The sequence below is a fragment of the Tengunoibacter tsumagoiensis genome (assembly GCF_003967535.1).
In the GTDB taxonomy this organism is placed as follows: Bacteria; Chloroflexota; Ktedonobacteria; order Ktedonobacterales; family Ktedonobacteraceae; genus Tengunoibacter; species Tengunoibacter tsumagoiensis.
Map to the genome: position 1 here is coordinate 4,418,858 of NZ_BIFR01000001.1, position 21,812 is coordinate 4,440,669.

At 50.3% G+C, this 21,812-nt stretch carries 12 protein-coding genes; 5 read left to right on the top strand and 7 right to left on the bottom strand.

All coding sequences use genetic code 11. The features are described from left to right. Window positions 1–151: 151 nt before the first annotated feature. The gene (recQ, locus tag EL628_RS17330; RefSeq protein WP_245994132.1) at window positions 152–2,389 is read right to left on the bottom strand and encodes a DNA helicase RecQ; all 2,238 of its coding nucleotides are present in this window, start codon (window positions 2,387–2,389) and stop codon (window positions 152–154) included. Between the two features lie 374 nt (window positions 2,390–2,763). Between recQ and EL628_RS17335 the strand changes: the two genes are divergently transcribed. Next, a complete protein-coding gene (locus tag EL628_RS17335; protein ID WP_126581173.1) occupies window positions 2,764–3,615 on the top strand; it encodes a CHRD domain-containing protein in 852 nt (283 codons plus the stop codon). Between the two features lie 348 nt (window positions 3,616–3,963). On the opposite strand, the gene EL628_RS17340 is transcribed toward EL628_RS17335, so the two are convergent. The 6 genes from EL628_RS17340 to EL628_RS17365 form a co-directional block, all read right to left on the bottom strand. Continuing rightward, complete coding sequence (locus tag EL628_RS17340) at window positions 3,964–4,659, bottom strand: potassium-transporting ATPase subunit C (RefSeq protein ID WP_126581174.1); 696 nt, start codon at window positions 4,657–4,659, stop codon at window positions 3,964–3,966. 72 nt (window positions 4,660–4,731) lie between these two features. Next, window positions 4,732–6,894: a potassium-transporting ATPase subunit KdpB gene (gene kdpB, locus EL628_RS17345; RefSeq protein ID WP_126581175.1), complete on the bottom strand. Its 2,163-nt coding sequence runs from the start codon at window positions 6,892–6,894 to the stop codon at window positions 4,732–4,734. An 87-nt stretch (window positions 6,895–6,981) separates the two neighbouring features. Next, window positions 6,982–8,718 (bottom strand): potassium-transporting ATPase subunit KdpA, encoded by a 1,737-nt coding sequence (gene kdpA / locus EL628_RS17350; RefSeq protein WP_174719962.1) that lies wholly within the window; start codon window positions 8,716–8,718, stop codon window positions 6,982–6,984. 54 nt (window positions 8,719–8,772) lie between these two features. Further along, a complete protein-coding gene (locus EL628_RS17355; protein WP_126581176.1) occupies window positions 8,773–8,868 on the bottom strand; it encodes a potassium-transporting ATPase subunit F in 96 nt (31 codons plus the stop codon). 320 nt (window positions 8,869–9,188) lie between these two features. Next, the gene (locus EL628_RS17360) at window positions 9,189–9,887 is read right to left on the bottom strand and encodes a response regulator transcription factor (RefSeq protein WP_126581177.1); all 699 of its coding nucleotides are present in this window, start codon (window positions 9,885–9,887) and stop codon (window positions 9,189–9,191) included. 93 nt (window positions 9,888–9,980) lie between these two features. Beyond that, window positions 9,981–11,666, bottom strand: a complete 1,686-nt coding sequence (locus EL628_RS17365; RefSeq protein ID WP_126581178.1) for an ATP-binding protein — start codon at window positions 11,664–11,666, stop codon at window positions 9,981–9,983. Between the two features lie 723 nt (window positions 11,667–12,389). Here EL628_RS17365 and EL628_RS17370 point away from each other — a divergent pair. The 4 genes from EL628_RS17370 to EL628_RS17385 all read left to right on the top strand — a co-directional run bounded on the left by EL628_RS17370 (window position 12,390) and on the right by EL628_RS17385 (window position 21,722). After that, entirely contained in the window at window positions 12,390–13,655 is a 1,266-nt protein-coding gene (locus tag EL628_RS17370; protein WP_126581179.1) for an MFS transporter, read from the top strand. A 290-nt stretch (window positions 13,656–13,945) separates the two neighbouring features. Then, window positions 13,946–17,131, top strand: a complete 3,186-nt coding sequence (locus tag EL628_RS17375) for a glycosyl hydrolase (RefSeq protein ID WP_126581180.1) — start codon at window positions 13,946–13,948, stop codon at window positions 17,129–17,131. A 339-nt stretch (window positions 17,132–17,470) separates the two neighbouring features. Then, entirely contained in the window at window positions 17,471–19,963 is a 2,493-nt protein-coding gene (locus tag EL628_RS17380) for a protein kinase domain-containing protein (RefSeq protein WP_126581181.1), read from the top strand. After that, a complete protein-coding gene (locus EL628_RS17385; RefSeq protein ID WP_126581182.1) occupies window positions 19,947–21,722 on the top strand; it encodes a substrate-binding and vWA domain-containing protein in 1,776 nt (591 codons plus the stop codon). The genes EL628_RS17380 and EL628_RS17385 overlap by 17 nt, the downstream gene beginning before the upstream one ends. The last annotated feature ends 90 nt before the right edge of the window (window positions 21,723–21,812 follow it).

Genomic DNA, 21,812 nt, shown 5'->3' on the forward strand with positions numbered 1-21,812 from the left:
CAGTTCCACCCTCATACACCCCAAAATCGATTTACGCATAAGCATGTCGGGCCCATCATTCATGATGGCCGTCGTAGCCCACTCCTCCCTGTTCCACCTTCATGATGACCGTAGCAACCCATTCCACCCTCATACACCCTATCGCACCCCATCATTCATGATCGCCCTGGCTCCTTTGATAACGCTGGTGAGAGCGAACAAAACGTATCTCCTCATAAGAGTATCCCTCACCAAGAGCCTCTTTAATTGGTGTCAAGATACTATCACCGATCTGATTGATGGCTTCCTGAATAATGCCATACTTCTCAGGGGGGACAAGCCTCTCGATCTCAGTAATCTCGCCAGCTTCAACCAATGTTGCCAGATGGGTACTGATAGTCGCAGGGCTTAACTGTCGGCGCGTACAGATCTCCTGTAATGTGAATCCTTCTTGATAGAGCGCAAGGGTCGTCTGATAGGTTGCAGTAATCCCTGATGCTCTTCTCGTGACTGGAGGAGCCTGTTCTTCGGATGGTATGGATTGATCCAGCTCAAGGCCATGTTCAAGGCAGTAGGCCAGCACAACCTGGAGGAACTGAGGACCATAGGTCTGTAATTTCACGCTCCCTACCCCTGGGAGATCTGCGAATTGTGCCTGGTTTCGTGGTCGGCGTTGGGCCATCGCCTGCAAGGTGGTATCAGCAAAGACCACATACGGCGGAACCCCTTTTTCATTGGCCAGCTCTTTGCGCAGGTTGCGTAAAGCCTGCAATAATCCCTGTTCGCCTTCACTCAACTCGCTATGATCACTCTGAGCAACCACTGGACTGGTCTTTTTCGTCTCGACTGACCTGGGCGTGCCCTGGAGAACTGAGAGCTCAAAGCGCTGATAGCCCTTTAAGATCTCACGGGAACGTTCATTTAAACGTAAGACATGGTGCCCATCAGCACTTTCGCCAACCCAGCCCTGCTGCAATAATGTACGACCCAACCGCATCCACTCATCTACACTGACATCCTTCCCAATGCCATAGGTAGAGAGCTGATCATGTCGATAGTCGCGAATCTTCTGCGTATTGGCTCCCCGTAGCACATCAACAATATGGCGCATACCAAAACGCTGCTGAGTCCGTCCAACACACGAAAGAAATTTTTGCGCATCGATGCTACGGTCCTCTAAAACCTGTGGGCGCAGACAATTATCGCAATTCCCACAATGTTCGCCGTTCCACACTTCGCCAAAATAATTGAGGAGCAGTTGGCGACGACACAGATGACTATCGCTGTAGGACTGAACCTGCTGCAATTGCTGCAAGGCAATGGCCTGACGCTGCTCGTCTCCATTCTGAGCAATCATAAACTCGATCTTAAAGCGATCCCCACCATTAAAGAAGAGCAGACACTGAGCAGGCAGACCATCGCGACCCGCACGACCAGACTCCTGATAATACCCCTCTAAATTTTTGGGCAGATCATAATGGATGACATTGCGTACATCTGGCTTCCCAATCCCCATCCCAAAAGCAATGGTCGCCACTAAAACCGAAACGTCATCACGAATAAAACGGCTCTGATTCTCACTGCGCTCCTCTGCCGCCATACCCGCATGATAGGGAAGAGCCTGGATGCCATCGGCCACAAGATCGCTGCTCAGGCTCTCAACATTGGCTCGACTGAGACAGTAGATAATCGTTGCCTCTCCCTGAGCCTTACGCAACAGACGGACAAGCTCTTGATAGGAAGTACGCTGCTTCTGGCGTACCTCATAATAGAGATTAGGGCGATTAAAACTGGCTATATGCACATGAGGAGAATGAAGGCGAAGCTGCTGGAGGATATCCTGGCGCACAACTTCGGTCGCCGTTGCCGTCAAGGCCAGAAGTGGCGTCTGCGGATAACGCTGGCGCAGGCGTCCAATCTGTCGATACTCGGGACGAAAATCATGTCCCCATTCGCTCACACAATGGGCCTCATCTATGGCCAGTAATGAAAGGCCAAAGCGCTCCTCTACCTGATCAAGAAGCGCTAAAAAGTTTTCGCCCAATAAACGTTCTGGTGCCACATATAACAGCTTAATCTGACCATTGAGCACCTCACGCTCCCGCTGATTACGCTCATACTGGCTCAGGCTGCTATTAATAAAAGTAGCGGCAATCCCATTGGCCTGTAGACGTTCGACCTGATCTTGCATTAACGCAATCAGTGGTGAGACGACAATCGTCACCCCGGGCAATAATAACGCCGGAAACTGATAGGTGAGAGATTTACCACCGCCAGTAGGCATCAACACCAGCGTATCCCGTCCCTCTAAAACAAGCTCAATTATCTGTTGTTGCCCCGGCAAAAACGTAGTAAAACCAAAATATTGTTTAAGTTTCTCTGCTAAATCAATCTCTGCTGCATCAATCAACTAAGGTAATCTCCTCTTTTTGATCTATACGCCAAAGAAACAGGCACTAATATATATACGCATAGAATGCTCTTTTCTAAGCATATCAGAAGCGTGGCTTCAGAACAAGTTGCTCTCTTCAGATTACGCCATATTGGAACACTCTACTCCAGACGAATCTTCTATAGGATACCAGATATAAAGCACCATATTTTTAATCTCTACTTCGACAAATACTTGAGAAACCAAATCTCAGATGATCGCGTTTAGGCAAGAGTAGCATTGTATCATGCATATTCGCCGTTGAATGTAGAAAATTGAACTTCGAATTACACATGTAGGTTCTCATCGTAGTGGTGTTTTTCATCAATCAGTCCACTTTAGAGGAGTTACACATGTCCCATACCATCAAAACGCTGCTCTGGACAGGCTTTCTCAGCCTGCTCTTGCTTACCAGTACAGCGTTGACAAACGCATCGGTGCAGGCTCGATCAGCGCTCCCAACTCTCACTGGTGCGCTTGCGCTTCTCCGCCATGCACCAGCCGGGGTAGCCAATTTACGCTGGAACCCCACAACAAAAGGTCTGATTGTGACGATCAAGGTTGAGGGATTGCAGGCCAATACGCATCATCCTGCTCATATCCATTCCGGGCTGTGTCCTACGGATGGTCCAATCGTTTATAAGCTCAACGATGTTGTTGCGGATGCTGCTGGCAATGGTACTTCTCAGACTATGATTACTAACGTTACGAATGGGATTCCGGCCACAGCCTGGCATATCAATGTTCATAGCGGCCCCACTCTGAATACACCTGCTGAGGCTCTCCCGGTGGCGTGCGGCAACGTGAAGAATACTCAAACTCTGACGACTCAACCCCAGGCGGTCACAACAGCGTTAGGATCTGTTGCTACAGCAGCCAATCAGAATGTGATGGGTGCTACGTACCTGACATTGACCGGTACAACCTTAACGGTTCGCACAATGGTTGCTAATCTGGTTCCGGGGACGGCCCATGCCTTTCATATTCATGCAGGCAGTTGCGAAAGCCAGCTACCAGGTACTATTCTTTATAAGCTTAATAATCTGGTAGCTGGCCCCGATGGTACGGCCACGTCAACGACAACGATTCAGAATGTAACAACGATTCCTGCAACAGGTTGGTACATCAATCTTCACTTTAGCACAAACCTCGCTACTCAACCAGGCTATGATGTCATCGCCTGTGGCAATGTCATCAGTCATTGACATAAATGGGCGACCATCATGCCGACGTCCTTGGGCGATAATCGCTGATGGGGTGTGATGGGGGGGTATGGGGAGGGGGTGGAAATCGGGCGGCGTGGGTTCCTGCGGCCATCATGAATGATGGGCCCTTACATTCTTGAGCGATAAATCGATTTTGGGGCGCAATGGGGGGTATGGGGAGGGGGTGGAACCGGGGCGGCGTGGGTTCCTGCGGCCATCATGAATGATGGGCCCTTCTCGTTTATGCGATAAATCGCTTTTGGGGTGCAATTTATTGCATGAGGGGGTGGGCCCATCATTCATATGTGATCCTTATCTTTCTGTGGGGCATTCAGAAGAAGAAAGATCTTATTGTAATTGATCCAGAGCAATATTCAGGTTTAAGACATTAACATGGGGCTCGCCAAAGATCCACAGGAAACGGCCATCGATATGATCAGTGACCAGTTGTTTGACCTTTGCCGGGTCCAGCCCGCGCTCCTGAGCCACGCGATCTACCTGCAGGTAGGCCGACTCGGGAGAGATGTCGGGGTCCAGGCCAGAGGCTGAGGCGGTTACCATATCCGAGGGCACCTTTGTATCTGCTGAGAGATGATTCTCTTTACGGAACTGATCAGCATAGTTATTCACACCAGCATAGCTGCCTGGAATGGTATAGGTATTTTTCTGCCCTGCAACAGGGGTAGCGTTGGCGGGGACAGGGGTTCCATCAGCAATGGTGACCTGGCTTCCATTGCCATTGAGCAGAGAGCCGTTCGTCGGTCCAAGATTCGAGCCAGATGAGTTATCCGCCGAATAGGGCTGAGGTGTGCCCGTTGATGCGTTGATCGTTACCGAAGGTCGCCCATGAAAGTATTTGGCCGAGCTCCACTGCTGGCCAATCAGATCGGAGCCAACTGCCTTGCCATTGACCATGTGAATACTTCCATTTGCCTGATTATGAAACAGGAGCTGGCCCAGGCCAGTTACGATAGCAGGATAGATAAAACCGGTCACTATCACAAAAATGACTGTGATCATTAGAGCCGGACGAAGATGTTTCATTCCCTTTGTTCCTTTTCCCACGTAGAGCACATGGCAACCATGTGCCCTACGCCATAAAGTGTTTCTACAACACTAGAGTGTCAGGTGGAGCACCTGAAGGATGACATCAATGAGCTTAATACCGATGAATGGGATGATGATACCACCTACTCCATAGATCAAGAGGTTATTACGGAGTAACGGCCCGGCACCAATTGGACGATACTTTACTCCACGCAGAGCCAGTGGGACCAGAGCGATGATGATCAAGGCATTGAAGATCACGGCTGACAGAACGGCGCTATGTGGTGTTGCCAGATGCATGATGTTGAGGGCATTCAGTTCTGGAAATGTCGACATAAACATCGCTGGAATGATTGCAAAGTACTTGGCCACGTCATTGGCAATGCTAAAAGTGGTGAGCGCTCCACGGGTGATCAGCAGCTGCTTGCCAACCTCCACAACTTCGATCAACTTTGTGGGGTTAGAGTCCAGGTCGATCATGTTGGCGGCCTCTTTCGCTGCCTGTGTCCCTGTATTCATGGCTACGCCAACATCTGCCTGAGCCAGAGCTGGAGCATCGTTGGTACCATCTCCGGTCATTGCCACCAGACGGCCACCTACCTGCTGCTCTTTAATGAGCTTCATCTTGGTCTCAGGTGTGGCCTGGGCCAGGAAATCGTCAACACCTGCTTCTTGCGAGATCGCTGCAGCGGTCAATGGATTATCGCCCGTGATCATAATCGTGCGAATGCCCATCTTACGCAACTGATCAAAGCGCTCACGCATCCCAGATTTGACGATATCTTTGAGCTCAATGACTCCCAGTAGACGCGCTTTCCCATCCGCTCCAGTCTCTGCAACGGCAAGAGGAGTGCTACCAGCACGAGCGATCTCGTCAACGGTCTGCTTGAGCTCTTCGCTCTGTGCTCCACCCAGTTCGGAGACGTAGGCGATTACTGAATCCGATGCACCTTTGCGGATCGAGCGGGTCGCGGTCAAGGTTCCCACTCCCCCGGCACCGCTCCCCAGATCAACGCCACTCATACGCGTCTGCGCGGTGAAGGGCACAAAGGTCGCTGTCGGTTGAGGCTCAACCTGCAATCCATAGCGCTCACGAGCCAGTTCAACAATGGAGCGCCCTTCTGGCGTCTCGTCGGAGAGGCTCGAAAGCAGGGCAGCCTGGGCCAGTTCTTTCTCATCTACACCGCTCAATGGTACAAAGCGGCTTGCACGACGATTTCCCAGCGTGATCGTGCCAGTCTTATCTAACAAGAGGACATCCACGTCACCGGCTGCCTCGACCGCACGTCCACTCATGGCTAAGACATTACGCTGCACCATGCGGTCCATTCCTGCAATACCAATCGCTGAAAGCAGACCACCAATCGTCGTGGGGATCAGACAGATAAGCAAGGCGATCAAGGTCGTGATTGAGACGGCTTTGCCCGAATAGATCGCAAAGGGCTCAAGGGAGACACAGACCAGGACGAAGATGATCGTTAAGCTTGCCAACAAGATATTGAGGGCAATCTCGTTCGGCGTCTTCTGGCGAGCGGCCCCTTCAACCAGGGCAATCATACGATCCAGGAAGGTCTCGCCTGGATTGGCGCTGATCTTGACGACGATCCAGTCTGACAGGACGGTAGTACCGCCAGTGACAGCGCTACGATCGCCGCCGCTTTCACGAATCACTGGAGCAGATTCGCCTGTAATGGCCGATTCATCAACGGAGGCCACTCCATCCACAATCTCTCCATCGCTTGGGATGACATCTCCGGCCTCAACCAGTACAAGATCTCCCTTGCGCAGTTCAGGGGCCGAGACCTGTTCAACCTTACTTGTCCGGTCGCTCCCTGAGAGACGTTTTGCGATGGTGGTTGTACGCGCTTTGCGCAGGGTATCAGCCTGAGCTTTTCCGCGCCCCTCTGCCATTGCCTCTGCGAAGTTCGCAAAGATGACGGTAAACCAGAGCCAGATCGTGACGCCCAGCACAAAGATAATCTCGTTGTTCAGATCGCCCTGGGGCAGCTCTCTGGTGGGCTGTGTAAACAACCAGAGACGGAAAAACTCAATCGTGGTGACCACGCTTCCGATCTCTACAACAAACATAACAGGATTCTTTAACTGCCAGCGTGGGTCTAATTTTTTCAGTGAATCAATGGTCGCGCGACGAATAATGGTTGGATCAAAGATAGAGAGGTCCTTTTTGCGGTGACTCTTCACATCTTGCGTTTCAAGTGAGTTGGTACTCATCGTTTGCATACCTTCTTATCGATACAGACTGCCGTTCAATACTGCTCTGCCGTGTTGAACAAGGTCAGGTGAACATGCAAAACAAAACTAGAAAGTTTTACCCGCATTCATCAGCAAGTGCTCAACAATGGGCCCCAGTGAGTAGGCAGGGAAGTAGGTAAGCGCACCAACGATCAGAATAATGCCGATCAGTAGCGAGATAAAGAGAGGTCCAGTCGTTGGGAAGGTCCCCAGCCCTGCTGTGACGACTCTTTTACGCACCAGCGAGCCCGCTAATGCCATGACTGGTATCAGGAAGGCGAAGCGACCAATAAGCATCGCAGCCCCCAGGGTCCAGTTATAGAAGGGCGTATTGCCAGTCAATCCGCCAAAGGCAGATCCATTATTGCCATTCGTTGAGGTATAGGCATACAGGATTTCGGAGAGTCCATGAGGGCCTGCATTGGCAATCGAGCTTGTTCCCATCGGCAACACTGATGCCACTGCGGTAAAACCCAATATCGAGGCTGGCAAGATGAGAATAGCCAGTGAGGCCATCATAATCTCTTTTCGCTCAATCTTTTTCCCCAGATATTCGGGCGTACGACCAACCATCAGGCCTGCAATAAAGACTGACAGGATGGCAAAGACGACCATACCATAATGGCCCGAGCCAACACCACCAAAGACGATCTCACCCAACGCGATATTCAGCAGCGGGATCATCCCGGCGATCGGAATATAACTATCATGCATACTATTCACAGCACCACAAGAGGTAACGGTTGTGATATCAGCGAAGAGCACCGAATCTGTGATGCCAAAGCGCACCTCTTTCCCTTCCATGTTGCCACCCGACTGCGTCGAAGTTGCCGTCTGATCCACAGATTTGGGGAAAAGAGGATTGCCAGATTGCTCTAGAGGGAGCATAACAAAGATACCTACTAGGACCAGAATCAGCGATGCAATCCAGAGTACCCAGCCCTGACGCGTATCCCCCGCCATCTTCCCAAACATATAGAAGAGTCCAGCCGGAATGGAGATGATCGAGAGAATGGTTAAGATATTTGTAAAGGCGTTAGGATTTTCAAATGGGTGAGCGGAGTTGGCGTTAAAGAAGCCGCCACCGTTGGTTCCAAAGTTTTTGATAAATTCCTGCGAGGCCACCGGGCCCTGGGCGAGAATCTGTGTCTGCCCATCCAGGGTATGAATGGTCAAATAAGGCGAAAAGTTCTGGATGACGCCTTGAGAGACAAGAATAAGTGCACCAACAATAGAGATTGGGAGCAGGATATAGAGCACGCAGCGGGTGAAATCCACCCAGAAATTGCCCAGATGCTGAGCGCTCCGGCGGGTGAAGCCGCGCATGACGGCCACTGCCAGTGCAATACCCGTCGCTGCCGACGCGAAATTATGGAAGGCAAGACCAACCATCTGGCTCAGATAGGTCATCGTCTGCTCGCCGCCATAGTTCTGCCAGTTCGTATTGGTGGTAAAGCTCACGGCTGTATTCCAGGCCAGAGCTGGCTCTACGTTGACAAGATTCTGCGGGTTAAACAAAGATCCATGCCATTGCTGCGTCTCTAAAATAACAAATGTCAGCAGAAGGCCCACAATGCTAAACAGCAACATTGCAATGGTATAGCCCAACCAGGTCTGCTCTTCCTCTGCCTTGACGCCAGCGATGCGATAGAAAAATTTCTCCACTGGGACAAGCACAGGCGATAACCAGCTGCGTTCTCCACTAAACACATTGGTCATATACAGACCAATGGGCTTCGTAACCAGCGCTACCAGGAGCACAAAAACCGCAATCTGGATCAGGCTATTGAGGGTTATAGGCATAATACTGTTACCTCAATGAAAAAATGAATGATAGTAAAAATCACAAACGTTCGATCAGAAACGCTCTGGCGCGAGCAGAGCAATGACGAGATAAATTGTGACAAACAGGGTCACAATTCCCACCAGGATGTACTCAAGGGGGGTATTCATGTCTCTCCTCCAGGAACACTCTCAGGAACACAATGGCTAGAGACGCTCACACCCCTCGGCGAAAGCGATCAATAGCGCAAAAGAAACAATGCTAGCAAGGATTGCGATGACATCAAGAAGAATCGGGTTCATCGACTTGGACCTCCTCAGGACGATGCGTAAAAGATGAAGACACGCTCATTGGAAATGTCTGAAATGTCTCGGCATCTCTCGGTGTCAAGAAAATTCTAGCTGAACAGAGGTCAATATGCGTTCCAAAGAATGTTTTGATCTCTCAATATTTTCTCTAGATTTCTTTTTCATAGCTTGCAAGCTATGGACTATAGCTCTTCAGGAAAACGGTAGCCAACCCCTGGTACAGTTAAAATAAATTGTGGGTGCAAGGGATCTGGCTCAATTTTCTGGCGCACCTGCGCGACATAGACATGCAGACTGTGCGTTCGCGACCTGGCCTCTGGACCCCAGACCAGTTGCAATAACATCTGACGCGTTAAGATCTTTCCCCGATGGGTGAGAAAGACTTTGAGCAGGTCGTATTCGGTCGGCGTAAGATTAATCTCTTGACTATCTACCTGCACATCGCGGCGCGCAAAATCCACCCGCAATGGTCCAATCTGAAGCGTCGGGTCCGTTCCCGCTTGAAGCCCCGCTGTATGCCGAAGAGCTGCACGCACACGCGCCAGCACCTCTTCAATGCCGAAGGGCTTCTGAATATAATCATCTGCACCCAGATCGAGAGCCTCCACTTTATCGCGCTCCGCCCCCTTGGCCGACAGCACGATGATTGCCACATTTGCTTCAGCACGAATACGGCGACAGACCTCTAATCCACTTATTCCCGGCAGTACAAGATCCAGGAGAATGACATCTGGACGCTGCTGAAACGTGATTTTAAGCGCCTCCTCGCCAGTTCGAGCCGTCAACACGCGATACCCATGCGCCATCAGGCTGCGGCGAAGGGCCCGTAAAATTTCAATTTCATCATCAACCACGAGAATGTGGGCTCCAGGCTTATTCATAGTTCTTCTCCATTCCCAATCCGCTTCTTGAGCATTATTTCCTTCTTCAGCTGGTACATATAGTGCTCTCCATGCCATTTACTCATCATTTACTCATAAGGTATCTGGATCAAACGTCCCGGTGGGGAGGGTCACAAAAAAGATGACGCCTCCACCTGGCCGTGGCTCCGCCCAGATACGTCCATGATGGGCTTCAACCAGGCCTTTGCAGACAGCCAGGCCAAGACCAGAGCCAGTGGACTGCTCTTCATTTTGCTGCTCGGGACGTGGCGTCAGGACGCGATAGAATTTGTCAAAGATATGTTCAAGGTCCTCAAGGGCGATACCAGGCCCCCGATCTGCCACGGTGATCTGTATCATCTGCTTCTGATCCTCAACGCGCACATCAATTGGCGAATCCGGAGGAGTATAGCGCACAGCATTCTCCAGGAGATTGCTGACAACTTGATCGATATGAAGGTAATCAAGCTCTACTAATGAAATTTCTTCCGGGAGAAAAAGATGCACTTCTCGCTCTTTGAGCAGTGGCTGGAGCCGCGTTACGACATCTGCAATCAGCGCGTTGATGTTATACCAATCTTTATCAGGCTGAATCGCTCCATGCTCAATTCTCGACATATCTAACAGGTTTCCCACGAGATGATTCAAACGATCCGCCTCTTTCTCAATTGAAAGGATAAAGCTTCTACGCTCCTGTTCGCCCCACTCAATCTCCTCCTGGAGCAGGCTTGTTGCCGCTGCCTTAATGACGGTCAGTGGGGTACGGAGATCGTGTGAGACGGAGGAGAGGAGCGTTGAACGCAGGGCATCTGTCCGTTGTAAGATCTCGATGCTCAGATTCTCACTTTGCAGACGAGCTCGTTCAATGAGCGATGCGGCCTGATCCAGAAAGGTCCAGAAAAATGGATTGCCGGTCTGAGGATCTGCTCGCAAAAGATCTTCCAATGGCTTTGATCTGGCCGAGCTCTGAATTTGCAGCCGTATAACTCCGATGATCTGCTCACCTAGCCTCAATGGGAGCCAGCAGATTGATGGGCAGATACGCTCCGAATGGCGTCCGATGAAAGGATCATAGAGACGATGAGTCCCAGATTTTTTTGTGCTCTCACCTGTTTCTAGCCAGCATAACCGTTGCTCTTGCAGCAGAACTTTATGTGCCAGCATAAGCTCGGACTCCGCTATCTGCACATCAAGAAGAGCCTGTCTGGCACTGGCTTGTACCTGCAATCTTCCCTGTTCATCAGGTTGGAGGAGAAGACAATCTCTCACACCTCGAGCAGCAAAGACCTTCACGATGGCTTGCACGATCACCTGCGATGGCTTCTGCAATGCCTCCGGTCGCGTGGTCTCGCGGATGAGATCGTAGAGGGCATGTGTCTCATGTTCTTGCAATACAGTACTCTGCACCTGTACGCGCAATGAAGAGGCTAACTGGGCCGTCACCAGAGCGACCACCAGAAAGATAAAGAGTGCAACCCATTCACTGGGATCGTACATGACAAAGGTAAAGAAAGGGGGTACAACAAAGAAATCAAACGCGAGTGAAGCTATCAGCGATGTAACGATGGCAGCATAACGTCCACACGTAACGGCAAAGGTCAGGACGACGAGTAGATAGATAATGGAGATATTGGGAATGCGCGGATAGAGGTGAAAGATGACGATAATCCCAGTAACCCCCAGTGATCCCAACATTGCCAATATGCTCTCAAACAGATAGCGCGACCAGGAGTGGCTCTGCATCCTCTTCATTTTGGTGACAGCTGACATGGACTGCATAGCAGAAGATCCTTTTCTCGTCTGTTTTCCTGCTCTGTTGCTCGAACAAAGATAAAAAAGGGAAACAGAGCGTCTGAGATTGTTTTATCAGACAAAACTATAAGGAAATTCTGCTCAACAAACGTTCTGAGAAGGGGGGCGAACTCTCAAGATTCACTCAAAAAAATCAGCGGGTGGGTGAAGATTCCTTGAACGTATGAGCACGAAGGGCTCTCCATCGGATGGAGAGCTCTTCATGCCCATTTGAGGTCTGTAGAGCACAAGACCTTCAGGCTTGACAGACCTTCTAGCGATCCATTATCATCATAACTATGACAACGCTACAGCTTACACATGTATCGGCAATCACTACCATTCTACGGATGGCCGATCACTATCTGAACCCGGTTCGTGTGTCACATTCCTTTGCCGCATAAGCAGCCTGGCGCTGAAATGCTTGTGCGGCGGATCGTTGCGCGGACCTGAATACCACTCGAGGCATGCTTCTGATAAAGAGGGCATGTCGCATCTGGTATGGGACTTCGCTTCCTCCTCCCCTCTCTTCGTTCTTCTGGCTCAACCATACCATGCCTGCGTTCTTTGGCATGGATAAAAACGTGGTGTTATCGTTTTAGAAGAACTGCTCCTGCGCCACTTCTCGCTTGTGACAGTGTTCACGCCAGGCTCTTTCCTCACGCATTATCCACTGTTTATGCCTGACTTTACTATGAAAGAGCCACGACCATGAAAGATTCTTTATGCGAAGCTACGACTTCATCTATACAGGTACACCAGCCCTGGCGTAGATGGCTAGCAACCTTTTTTTGCCATACCTCATTGATGCGCCTGTTATTCACAAGCGCGATCTGGATGATCTATCTGAAGCAACATGGCTATTCACCATTTACCATTGGTTTATTGGAGATGACGTTCCATGTTGCAAAATTTGCCGCTGAGGTGCCTACAGGGATCTTTGCTGATCTGCTGGGGCGTCGGCGCAGTCTGATGATGTACTGTCTGCTGAGTGCGATTGATACACTTGTCTATCTGCACCCTACGCTTCCGCTCCTCTTCTGTGGCTTTGCCCTCTCAGGTATCTCTTATGCCTTCCTGGGTGGTGCCAGCGATGCCATTCTCTGGACATTGACAGGTCATGCGACCTCTGAAACTCCTGAACGACACACGACACTTTATAGCCGCTTCTTTAGTCTGAGTCTGATGTTCAGCATTGTTTTTGAGATGTTGGGCACCAGTCTGGGAGGCTATCTGGGTACGATGATGGAGGTTCTACCATTTCTCTGTCGAGGCGTGGTCTGTCTCCTCGCGATTATCCCCTTGCTGCTCCTTCCTGTTCAGGTTACAGATCCCCAGCAGGAGAGACATGACCATCCAAATCCATTGACTCACCTGCTGGCCGGACTAAAGATCGTCTGGCAGTCGCCCCAGTTGTTGGGACTTATCTGTATCTCGGGCCTGACCGAGAGCTGTGGCACGACCATCTACTTCTTTGTGCAGTTGCAGTTTCACGATGCAGGCTTCTCTCTGAGTAGCGTCGGGATCATTATGGCCCTGGCCAGCCTGAGCCAGTTTGGATTTACAGCGCTCGCTCCCTATCTGTTGCGCCGGATACGAGGGAAAGTCCTCCTGCCGATCTGCTTTCTCGCTCAGCTAAGTGGTCTGCTTCTGATGATTGTTCCGCAGTCAACGCTGAACCTGTCTGGCTTTCTCGTGCTTTTTCAGGCCTCAACGGCCATTCTGTATCCAACGATAAGCACAAAGATTAATGAAAGGGCTCCAGAGAAGCAACGGGCAACGGTTCTGTCTTTTGAGACCGGGCTCTTTAGCCTGGCAATGATCGTGCTGTTTCCGCTTTTTGGGCTGGGATTAACCAGCTCAACCTATAGTAGCGTCTATAGCTGGACAGCGGTTGCCCTGACCAGTGGAGGATTGATAACCTACCTGGTCGTGCAGGCCCGCACGCGCTGGTTAGCACAACCACCATTAGCATAGGGCCCCGCCTGTCTCGTGGTCGTGATGTATCACGACCACGGCTCGAGTATTCAGCGCTGATTTGCGCTCGGTCTGGCAAGATGGTAAGCTACATCTGCGCTATTCCTTGTCTTCATAGGTACTTTAATATTTTTCTATTTCGGCAAGGTTTAGCTTCTTTTTTTACTCTCACAGGACTTTCGGGACGACCAAAAAGCCCTGCTGGTAGGCTTACAACAGTTGATAAAAAAGAGCAAATTACGCTATACATTCCTTGCTGTTAATACAGGGGTAAAAAGGGGTAAGAAAGAATGCACGACCAGTTGCGACACCAATTTCAAGCAGGAACCGCTGATTTCCGTCCTATTCCATTCTGGTTCTGGAACAATGACCTTTCAGAAACATCTATTTTGTCCAGTCTTAATGAGCTCTTTGCCAAAGGCATACGTGAGGTACTGATTCACCCTCGTACAGGGATGAGCGTCGACTATTTCTCGGATCTTTTCTGGGAACGGGTGAGTTTTGCCGTGAAAGAGGCCGCCGCACGTGGTATGAAGGTCTGGCTTTACGACGAGTTTAACTGGCCTTCAGGTGCTGTTGGTGGTCAATTATTAGCCGCCCATCCTCAGTATATGATGCGTCTGTTAAATGTCGAGTCGCTGACAGTAGCGTTTCAGCAAGAAGTAACGATCCCTTTCCCTGGCCAGTTCTTAGCCGCGTTCCTGTTAGATGAAGAGAACGGAACCTATCGTCCTCTCGAGGGCAACGTGCTACCCAGGGTAGAAGGGGCTCCAGAGACAGACTTTCGTCCGGCGTCAGAAGCCTTTTTCCCCGGGCAAAATGCCGCCGAAATCGCCGTCTTTGGAGGCCAGCCTGACAATCTCTATCGCCAACAATTTGTGACCACGACCCCTCCAGGCCGTATCCTCGTCTTCTCCGTTGAAATGAATCGTACCAGCTGGGCGCATACGACACACCAGCATACTCCCTTGCAAGCAGGTTTTATCGACAAACTGAACCCTGAGGCCGTGCAAACGTTTATCAACATGACACACGAAGCCTATTATGAGCGGCTCGGAGAGTATTTTGGCACCACCATCGTGGGTATCTTCACAGACGAGCCAGCAGCCTGGGCATTTCCTAATCACTTTGATTTTTTTGCGCCGGTCAGGCAATCTTCATTTGTCTGGTCGCAGCATCTGCTGGAGCGCTTTCAAGAGCGCTATGGCTATACGCTGGTTGAGCATCTACCAGAGCTTGTTTTTGATGCGCCTGCTGCGAAAAAAACACGTCACGCTTTCTGGCAACTGGCAAATGAGATGTACCGCGAAGCCTACTTCCAGCCAATTGCCAGGTGGTGTGAGGAGAAAGGCATCGCGTTTACTGGACATCTGAATATGGAAGAGACGCCTGAGACGTTGATTCGCTACGAGACTGGTATCTTCAACAATTTACGTGATATGCAGATTCCTGGCTATGACTTTCTCGCCCAGCAGCCGGGCTATAAATTCCCGGTGTTGAATTTTAGTGCCAAACTCGTATCGAGTATTGCTCACGCTTTGGGGAGAGAGCGTGTCATGTGTGAAATCTTCGGAGCCTCGGGCTGGCAAACCTCATTGGCAGACTGTCGGAAGACGCTGAACTGGATTATGGCAACGGGTATCTCTTTACTCTCCACCCATGGGCATTTTCTGTCAATCCAGGGCATGCGCAAGCGCGATTACCCACCCTCACACTCGCCGCATGAACCCTGGTGGCGCTATTATGAACAGTTTAGCCAGTATTGCAATCGAACAGGCTTGTTAACCACGTATGGAGCTTACCAGGGCGATATTGCGATTCTCTACTCTTTCGGCAACCAGTGGATGCGCTATAGCCTGGATCAACAACAACGTGATCCCAGACAGGAAGAACATCAACGCTTTGTCTCTTTGATAATCGCCTTTTTACGACACCAGCATGATTTCGATTTTGTCTTTGATGAACAATGGAAAGAAGGCTTGCTAGAGATACGAGATGGGCAATTGATCGCTCCAGGAGCGACCTATCGGCTGCTGGTGATTCCTCCTGTGGAGTCCCTGCCACTCCAGGTTGCTTCCGCCATCGTCGCGTATGCGCGTAGTGGAGGACGCGTTGTGCTCATAGGCTCATGGCCTGTTACTTCAGAAGAACAGGTCAATGATCCGCGCATGATCGCTCTTGGGCAGGAATTGCTCCTCTTCTCAGAGACCCAGGTTCAGTGCATCGCCCCTATTGATGAATGGCCCCGTGTGGTTCAGCAAGTGATAGATCTCCTGGAAAGAACGCATCCTTTGCCAGCAAGAATCGTAGCGGATCAGCGCGAGGATTGTATTATGATGCATCGGCAGGGAAGTGATTATGAACTTGTGTACATAGCCAATGTCGGTGAGCACAGACTGCAAGGGAGCATCGAACTCCTGAAGGATGGTGCCTGGGAAATGTGGAATCCAGAGAATGGTGAGCAGTATCGGATTCCGTTGCCGCCTCAAGGTGCGTGCCCACAGGCAGTTGACCTGGTGCTCTATGCTGGCGAGGTTCGCTGTTTCGTTCGGCCTGTAACAGCTCAAACAGTCCAGGAGCCACTGACGCCAGCGCTGCTAAAAAGTGGTCTGGAAAACCGGCAACGTATTGTTGATCTGAGTGAAGGATGGACAGTGAGACCACTCAGAGGCAATATGTATGCTCCAGATACCTGGGAGGCGCGTCTGGTCGAAAATGGTTCAGATTGGACCCCCTTCCCTGTTACTAGAGACTTCTGGCCAAAGCCTCAACTGGTGCGTGAAGTAATGATCCCCGGTGCCCTTTGCCAGTTCAAAACAAGCTTCACCTGGGAAGGAACGTCTATTCCCACTGATTTACAGCTCGTTCTGGAGCAAGAACGAGATCTCCGTGTCTGGCTCAATGAGCAAGAGCTTGAACGCAGTGAACTGAAGGAATGGCTGTGGGATGAAAGTAATATTGCCTATGGGCTTACAGCCAGAGTCCGCCCAGGTCTCAATCATCTCCTCATTGAGCAACGCTGGCCTGACTACCTGGGTGGTTTTCATCCTCCGTACGCGACCCTGGAGCCAGTGGTGATTTATGGTTCATTCCGCTTCAGTGAGGGAAAGCTCAGAGTACTCTCTTCAGAAATTGCCAGTGGGAGCTGGCACACGCAAGGATTCCCTCACTACATCGGGTTTATGGAGTATCACCACCTCTTCCATATAGAGGAGGTGAGACCGCAACCGCAATCGTATACCCTCACCTTTGAAGCTCTGCGAGAAACTGCTGAGGTATGGGTGAATGGTGTGCGTGTGGGCGTCCGCGCCTGGGGGCCGTTCGAGTTTGATCTGAGTGGACTGCTTCATGGCGGGGAGAACGAGATTCGTGTGCTGATAAGTAATACAGCGGCCAACCTCTTGCAACCGGACAATGCTCAGCCATGTGGACTGTTGGGAAAAGCAGGATTGTACCTGTCATCTGGACGCCAATAACGTCGCTTCTCTGACTCGTTTCCGTTCTGATCATCTTTAGCACAACCACCATTAGCATAGGGCCCCCTGTCTCGTGGTCGTGATGTATCACGACCACGGCTCGAGCATCAGGTAGCTCTACCAGACCACAACCACGTTTGATTTTTTAAACCAATCAGCGTTTACCTCTTTGTAGAGTGATTCTATCTTATCTTAAAGATTGTCTTAATACGCTCTTAATAAATCCTTAACAATACTATAACTTTTTTGCCTGATAATAAGGTTGGCGTAATAGCCTCTAATCGGAAGGAGGGCGGCTTGCATGTGAGCGTCAGTCGCCATGTTGCCGCAGATTAAAATATGGGACAAGCAGGAGGCCCACGCATTTGTGGGAACTGTGGAACAAGTAACGCAGCCGCAGATCAATTTTGCTCGAATTGCGGCTATGCACTCGATAGTGTGCCAACCAGTTATCCAACCATTCAGGGACCCGCCAGTAATCCTTTCAACCAGCCCACAATTCAAGCAACTTCTTCCAATAGTGGAGCCAGTGGTGGGCGGCGGATTACCGGTGCATTTTTGCCCGGAAATATGCTAGGTGGTCGCTATCGGGTTGTCCAGATGATTGGAAAAGGCGGCTTTGGTGCGGTCTATCAGGCTCGCGATGAGCGTTTCCAGTCGAAGCGTGTCGTTGCCATCAAAGAGATGAGCGATGCCCAACTTAGTGCGAACGAAAAAGCGAGAGCCATTCAAGATTTCCGGAACGAGGCCGAACTGCTGGTCGAACTCAATCACCCAAACCTGCCCAATGTCAGTGACTTTTTTGAAGAGGCAGGCAAAGCCTATCTGGTGATGGAGTTTGTCGAGGGCAAGACCCTCGAGGCAAAGCAGGCAGAAGCAAATGCTCCACTCAATGAGCAGTTGGTGATGGGCTGGGCTCTACAACTTTGTGGCGTGTTGCACTATCTCCATACCCGACCACGTCCCATCATTTTCCGCGATATGAAGCCTGCCAATGTGATGGTGACAAACGATGGGCAGATTAAGCTGATTGACTTTGGTATTGCTCGCATTTTTAAAGCGGCTGGCACCAAGGATACGACCCTCCTGGGTTCACAGGGCTATGCTCCTCTAGAGCAATATGGTCGTGGACAGAGCGATGCTCGCTCCGATATCTATGCCCTGGGCGCAACCCTCTACGATCTCTTAACGAAAGAGGTTCCGGCTGATTCCCCCTCACGGCGCGTTCAGCCAGCATTTTTTGTGCCTCCACGCCAGATTAACCCACAGCTCTCACAACCTACTGAAGCAATTGTGTTGAAGGCTATGGCGGAAGATCCACAGGATCGCTATCAATCAGCCGCTGAAATGTATGAGGCTATTGCCGATAGTGGCATCACCACAACGAGTCATACGCTTCTCTCTCGCGGCAATACTGGACCCAATATGCCTACGATCCTGGCTGGCAATACACGCACAACAACGGGTACGCAGGTGGCAACGGCTTCTCATATTCCTTCTGGCCCATCGGCTCAGCCTCAGAAAGTCACCGGGCCCGCTCAGGGTCAGATGATGGCCCCTCCTCCTTCAACCACAGGCTCATCTGTAAGCCGCCGCGCATTCTTAATTGGCGGTGCAGTTGTCGTTGGAGCCGCTGCTGTGGGTGGAACAGCCATCTATCTGGCAAATAGTAAAAACAAACAGACACAAAATGGGTCTGGAACCACAATAAAACTTCAGTTTACGTATAGTACGGAGAAAAAAGACTGGATAAGTCAGGCTATCACGACATTTAATCAAAGTAATACACAGTTGCAAGGCAAAACTATCGAGATTATGGGGGATCAGCAGGGCTCTGGCGATGCAAAAAATCAGATTCTCAATGGGAGCCTCAAGCCAATCATCTGGAGTCCAGCCAGTACCCTGGAGATCAATCAGCTCAATCTTCATTGGAAAACGCAACATACAAATGAACTTACGATCTCCTCAGGAGATTACTATCCAAGGCAGCTGGTCTATAGCCCCCTTGTCTTTGCCATCTGGCATGATCGAGCACAGTTGCTCAAGCGGAAATACACTTCTCTCGATTGGAAGAGTATTCATGATGCTCTCCAGCTTCCAAGTTGGGGGAGTATCGATGGCGGACAGACCAGTTGGGGACAGGTCAAGCTGGGTCAGACGCGCCCGGATCAGTCCAATAGTGGGCTCCTTAGCATTACCTTAATTGCCTATTCCTACTATAATCGCACGCGTTCGCTCACCACTGATAATATTCAAGACCCGGGCTTCATCAAATATTTTCAGGAGATCGAGGATGCTGTCCTGAGCTTTGGACGGAGTAGTGGCACCTACCTACAAAATGAGGTCATTCAAAGAGGACCAGCCGTCTACGATATCATTCCAATCTATGAAAATCTCGTCATTACCAATATAAAGCAATCTCAAAGCTTACAGGGGCAACTTCTACAACCCTTCTATCCTGATGTCAATATCATTAGCGATCATCCCTTTGCTATTCTCAATGGCGATTGGGTCACTGACGAGCAGAAACAGGCGGCAAAGATCTTTCGTGATTTCCTCCTGTCGGATAATCAGCAGCGTCAGGCCCTGCTTAGTGGCTTCCGCCCGGCCAACCAGAGTATCAAATTAACTGATTCCATCGCGAATAATCCTTTCACGAATAAAGATGTGTCTGTACCAACAGATATTAGCAATCAGGCTCAGCCGCCAAATGGTGATGTAGTGGACGCGCTTTTAAAACTCTGGACAGATAAGTATAATAGCGCAGCAACTGCTCTATCCCAGGCCCCGGCACTTGATAAAGGATCACAGGTCTATGAACGTATTGTCTAAGCATAATGCAAAAGGAGCCTGGCTCTTCTCGCCAGCGATCTGGAGCCTGCTCCTTGTCCTTATTCTGAGCGCCTGTAACGATCAAACAACGTCAAAGCCGACTACACAAACACCAACCAATCCTGGTGGGACCGCGTTTCAATGTGCAGCTCACTCATCCAATCCTGTCTCGCTCTCCTTTGCCTATGGCAGTGAGAAACAGGCCTGGATTGAAGATGTTGTCAAGGATTTCAATAGCCAGAAACAGAGTGCCTGTGATGGCACGATTACTGTGACGGCCACGCCTATGGGCTCCGGGCAATCAATGCAGCAGATTATTGATGGATCACTTAAACCAGATATCTGGAGCCCCGCTGGTAGCGTCTGGTTAACGCTCTTAAATCAGAAGTGGCAGAATAAGAATGGCCAGAATCTGATTGGGACTGGAGCTACTGATACACCTTCGCTGGTGAGTAGCCCCGTTGTGATCGCAATGTGGAAACCACAGGCGGAGGCGCTGGGCTGGCCCCAGAAAGCGATTGGCTGGTCCGACATTGCTCAACTCAGTCAAGATCCAAAGGGCTGGGCCGCCTATGGTCACCCCGAATTTGGCACATTTAAGTTCGGTCATACACATCCAGATTATTCAAATTCAGGGTTGGATGCGGTGATCGCCATGAATTATGCCGCCGTCAACAAAACACGAACAATCACTACTGATGATGTGAATAATCAGAAGACAAAAGATTTTGTCTCTAGCGTCGAGAGCTCTGTCATTCATTATGGGGATAGCACAGGGTTCTTTGCCGATAAGATGTTCAGCAATGGACCAGGCTATCTCAGCGCGACAGTTATGTATGAGAGCCTGGTCATTGAAGCCAACAATAAAATCAAGTATCCCAATCTGGCCTATCCAGTCGTGGCGATCTATCCCAAAGAAGGAACTTTTTATAGTGATCATCCCTTTGCAGTTCTCAATGGTAGTTGGATGACGCCAGCGAAAAAAGCAGCCGCTCTGACTTTTCGTAATTTCTTGCTGGCTGCCCCTCAGCAGAGTAAGGCCCAACAGTATGGCTTCAGACCATCGAATGTCACGACGAAGTTAGCAACCCCCTTTGATAGTGATCATGGTGTCGATCCCAGTCAACCCCAGACGTTACTTCAGGTTCCTAATGCCGATGTGATACAGACTATCCTTACAAACTGGGGTCAACAGCGCCGCCGCGTTGATGTAGAACTTATCCTGGACCGTTCAGGCAGTATGAACGATCCCATTGGTGGCACAACCAAGATTGAAGGCGCAAAACAGGGGCTGAAAGAGTTTGTCAATCTCTTAAGTGATGATGATCAGCTCGGCCTGACTATCTTTAGCAATGCAAGCGATGAGATTACGCCGATCTCCCAATTGGGCCCCAAACGACAGGATACACTGACACGCATTGACAGTATTGTCGCTGAAGGCGGAACGCTTCTCTTTGATACCATTGCTAAACAGACAGCCGCGCTACAGACATTGCCTTCCAAACATATCAAAGCCGTAGTTGTACTTACCGATGGCGATGATAATCTCAGTCAGCTAAGTGTCGATCAATTAATTCAAAAAGTGGCCGCGACAGGCGAAGATGCGGGAACCAGTATTAAAATTTTCACCATTGCTTATGGCGATCAGGCCAATAAAGCCGATCTAACGAAGATTGCAACTGCTACTGGCGGACAGGAATATGATGGCAATCCCCAGAATATTCAGTCTATCTATAATCAGATTAGCGTCTTCTTCTAATTTCAGTATTGCTAATTTCAGTACTGCCTGGTGAGAGGAGACTGGCCCTGAATGTGCACAGGGCCAGTCTCCTCTTCTATCTCCCAACAG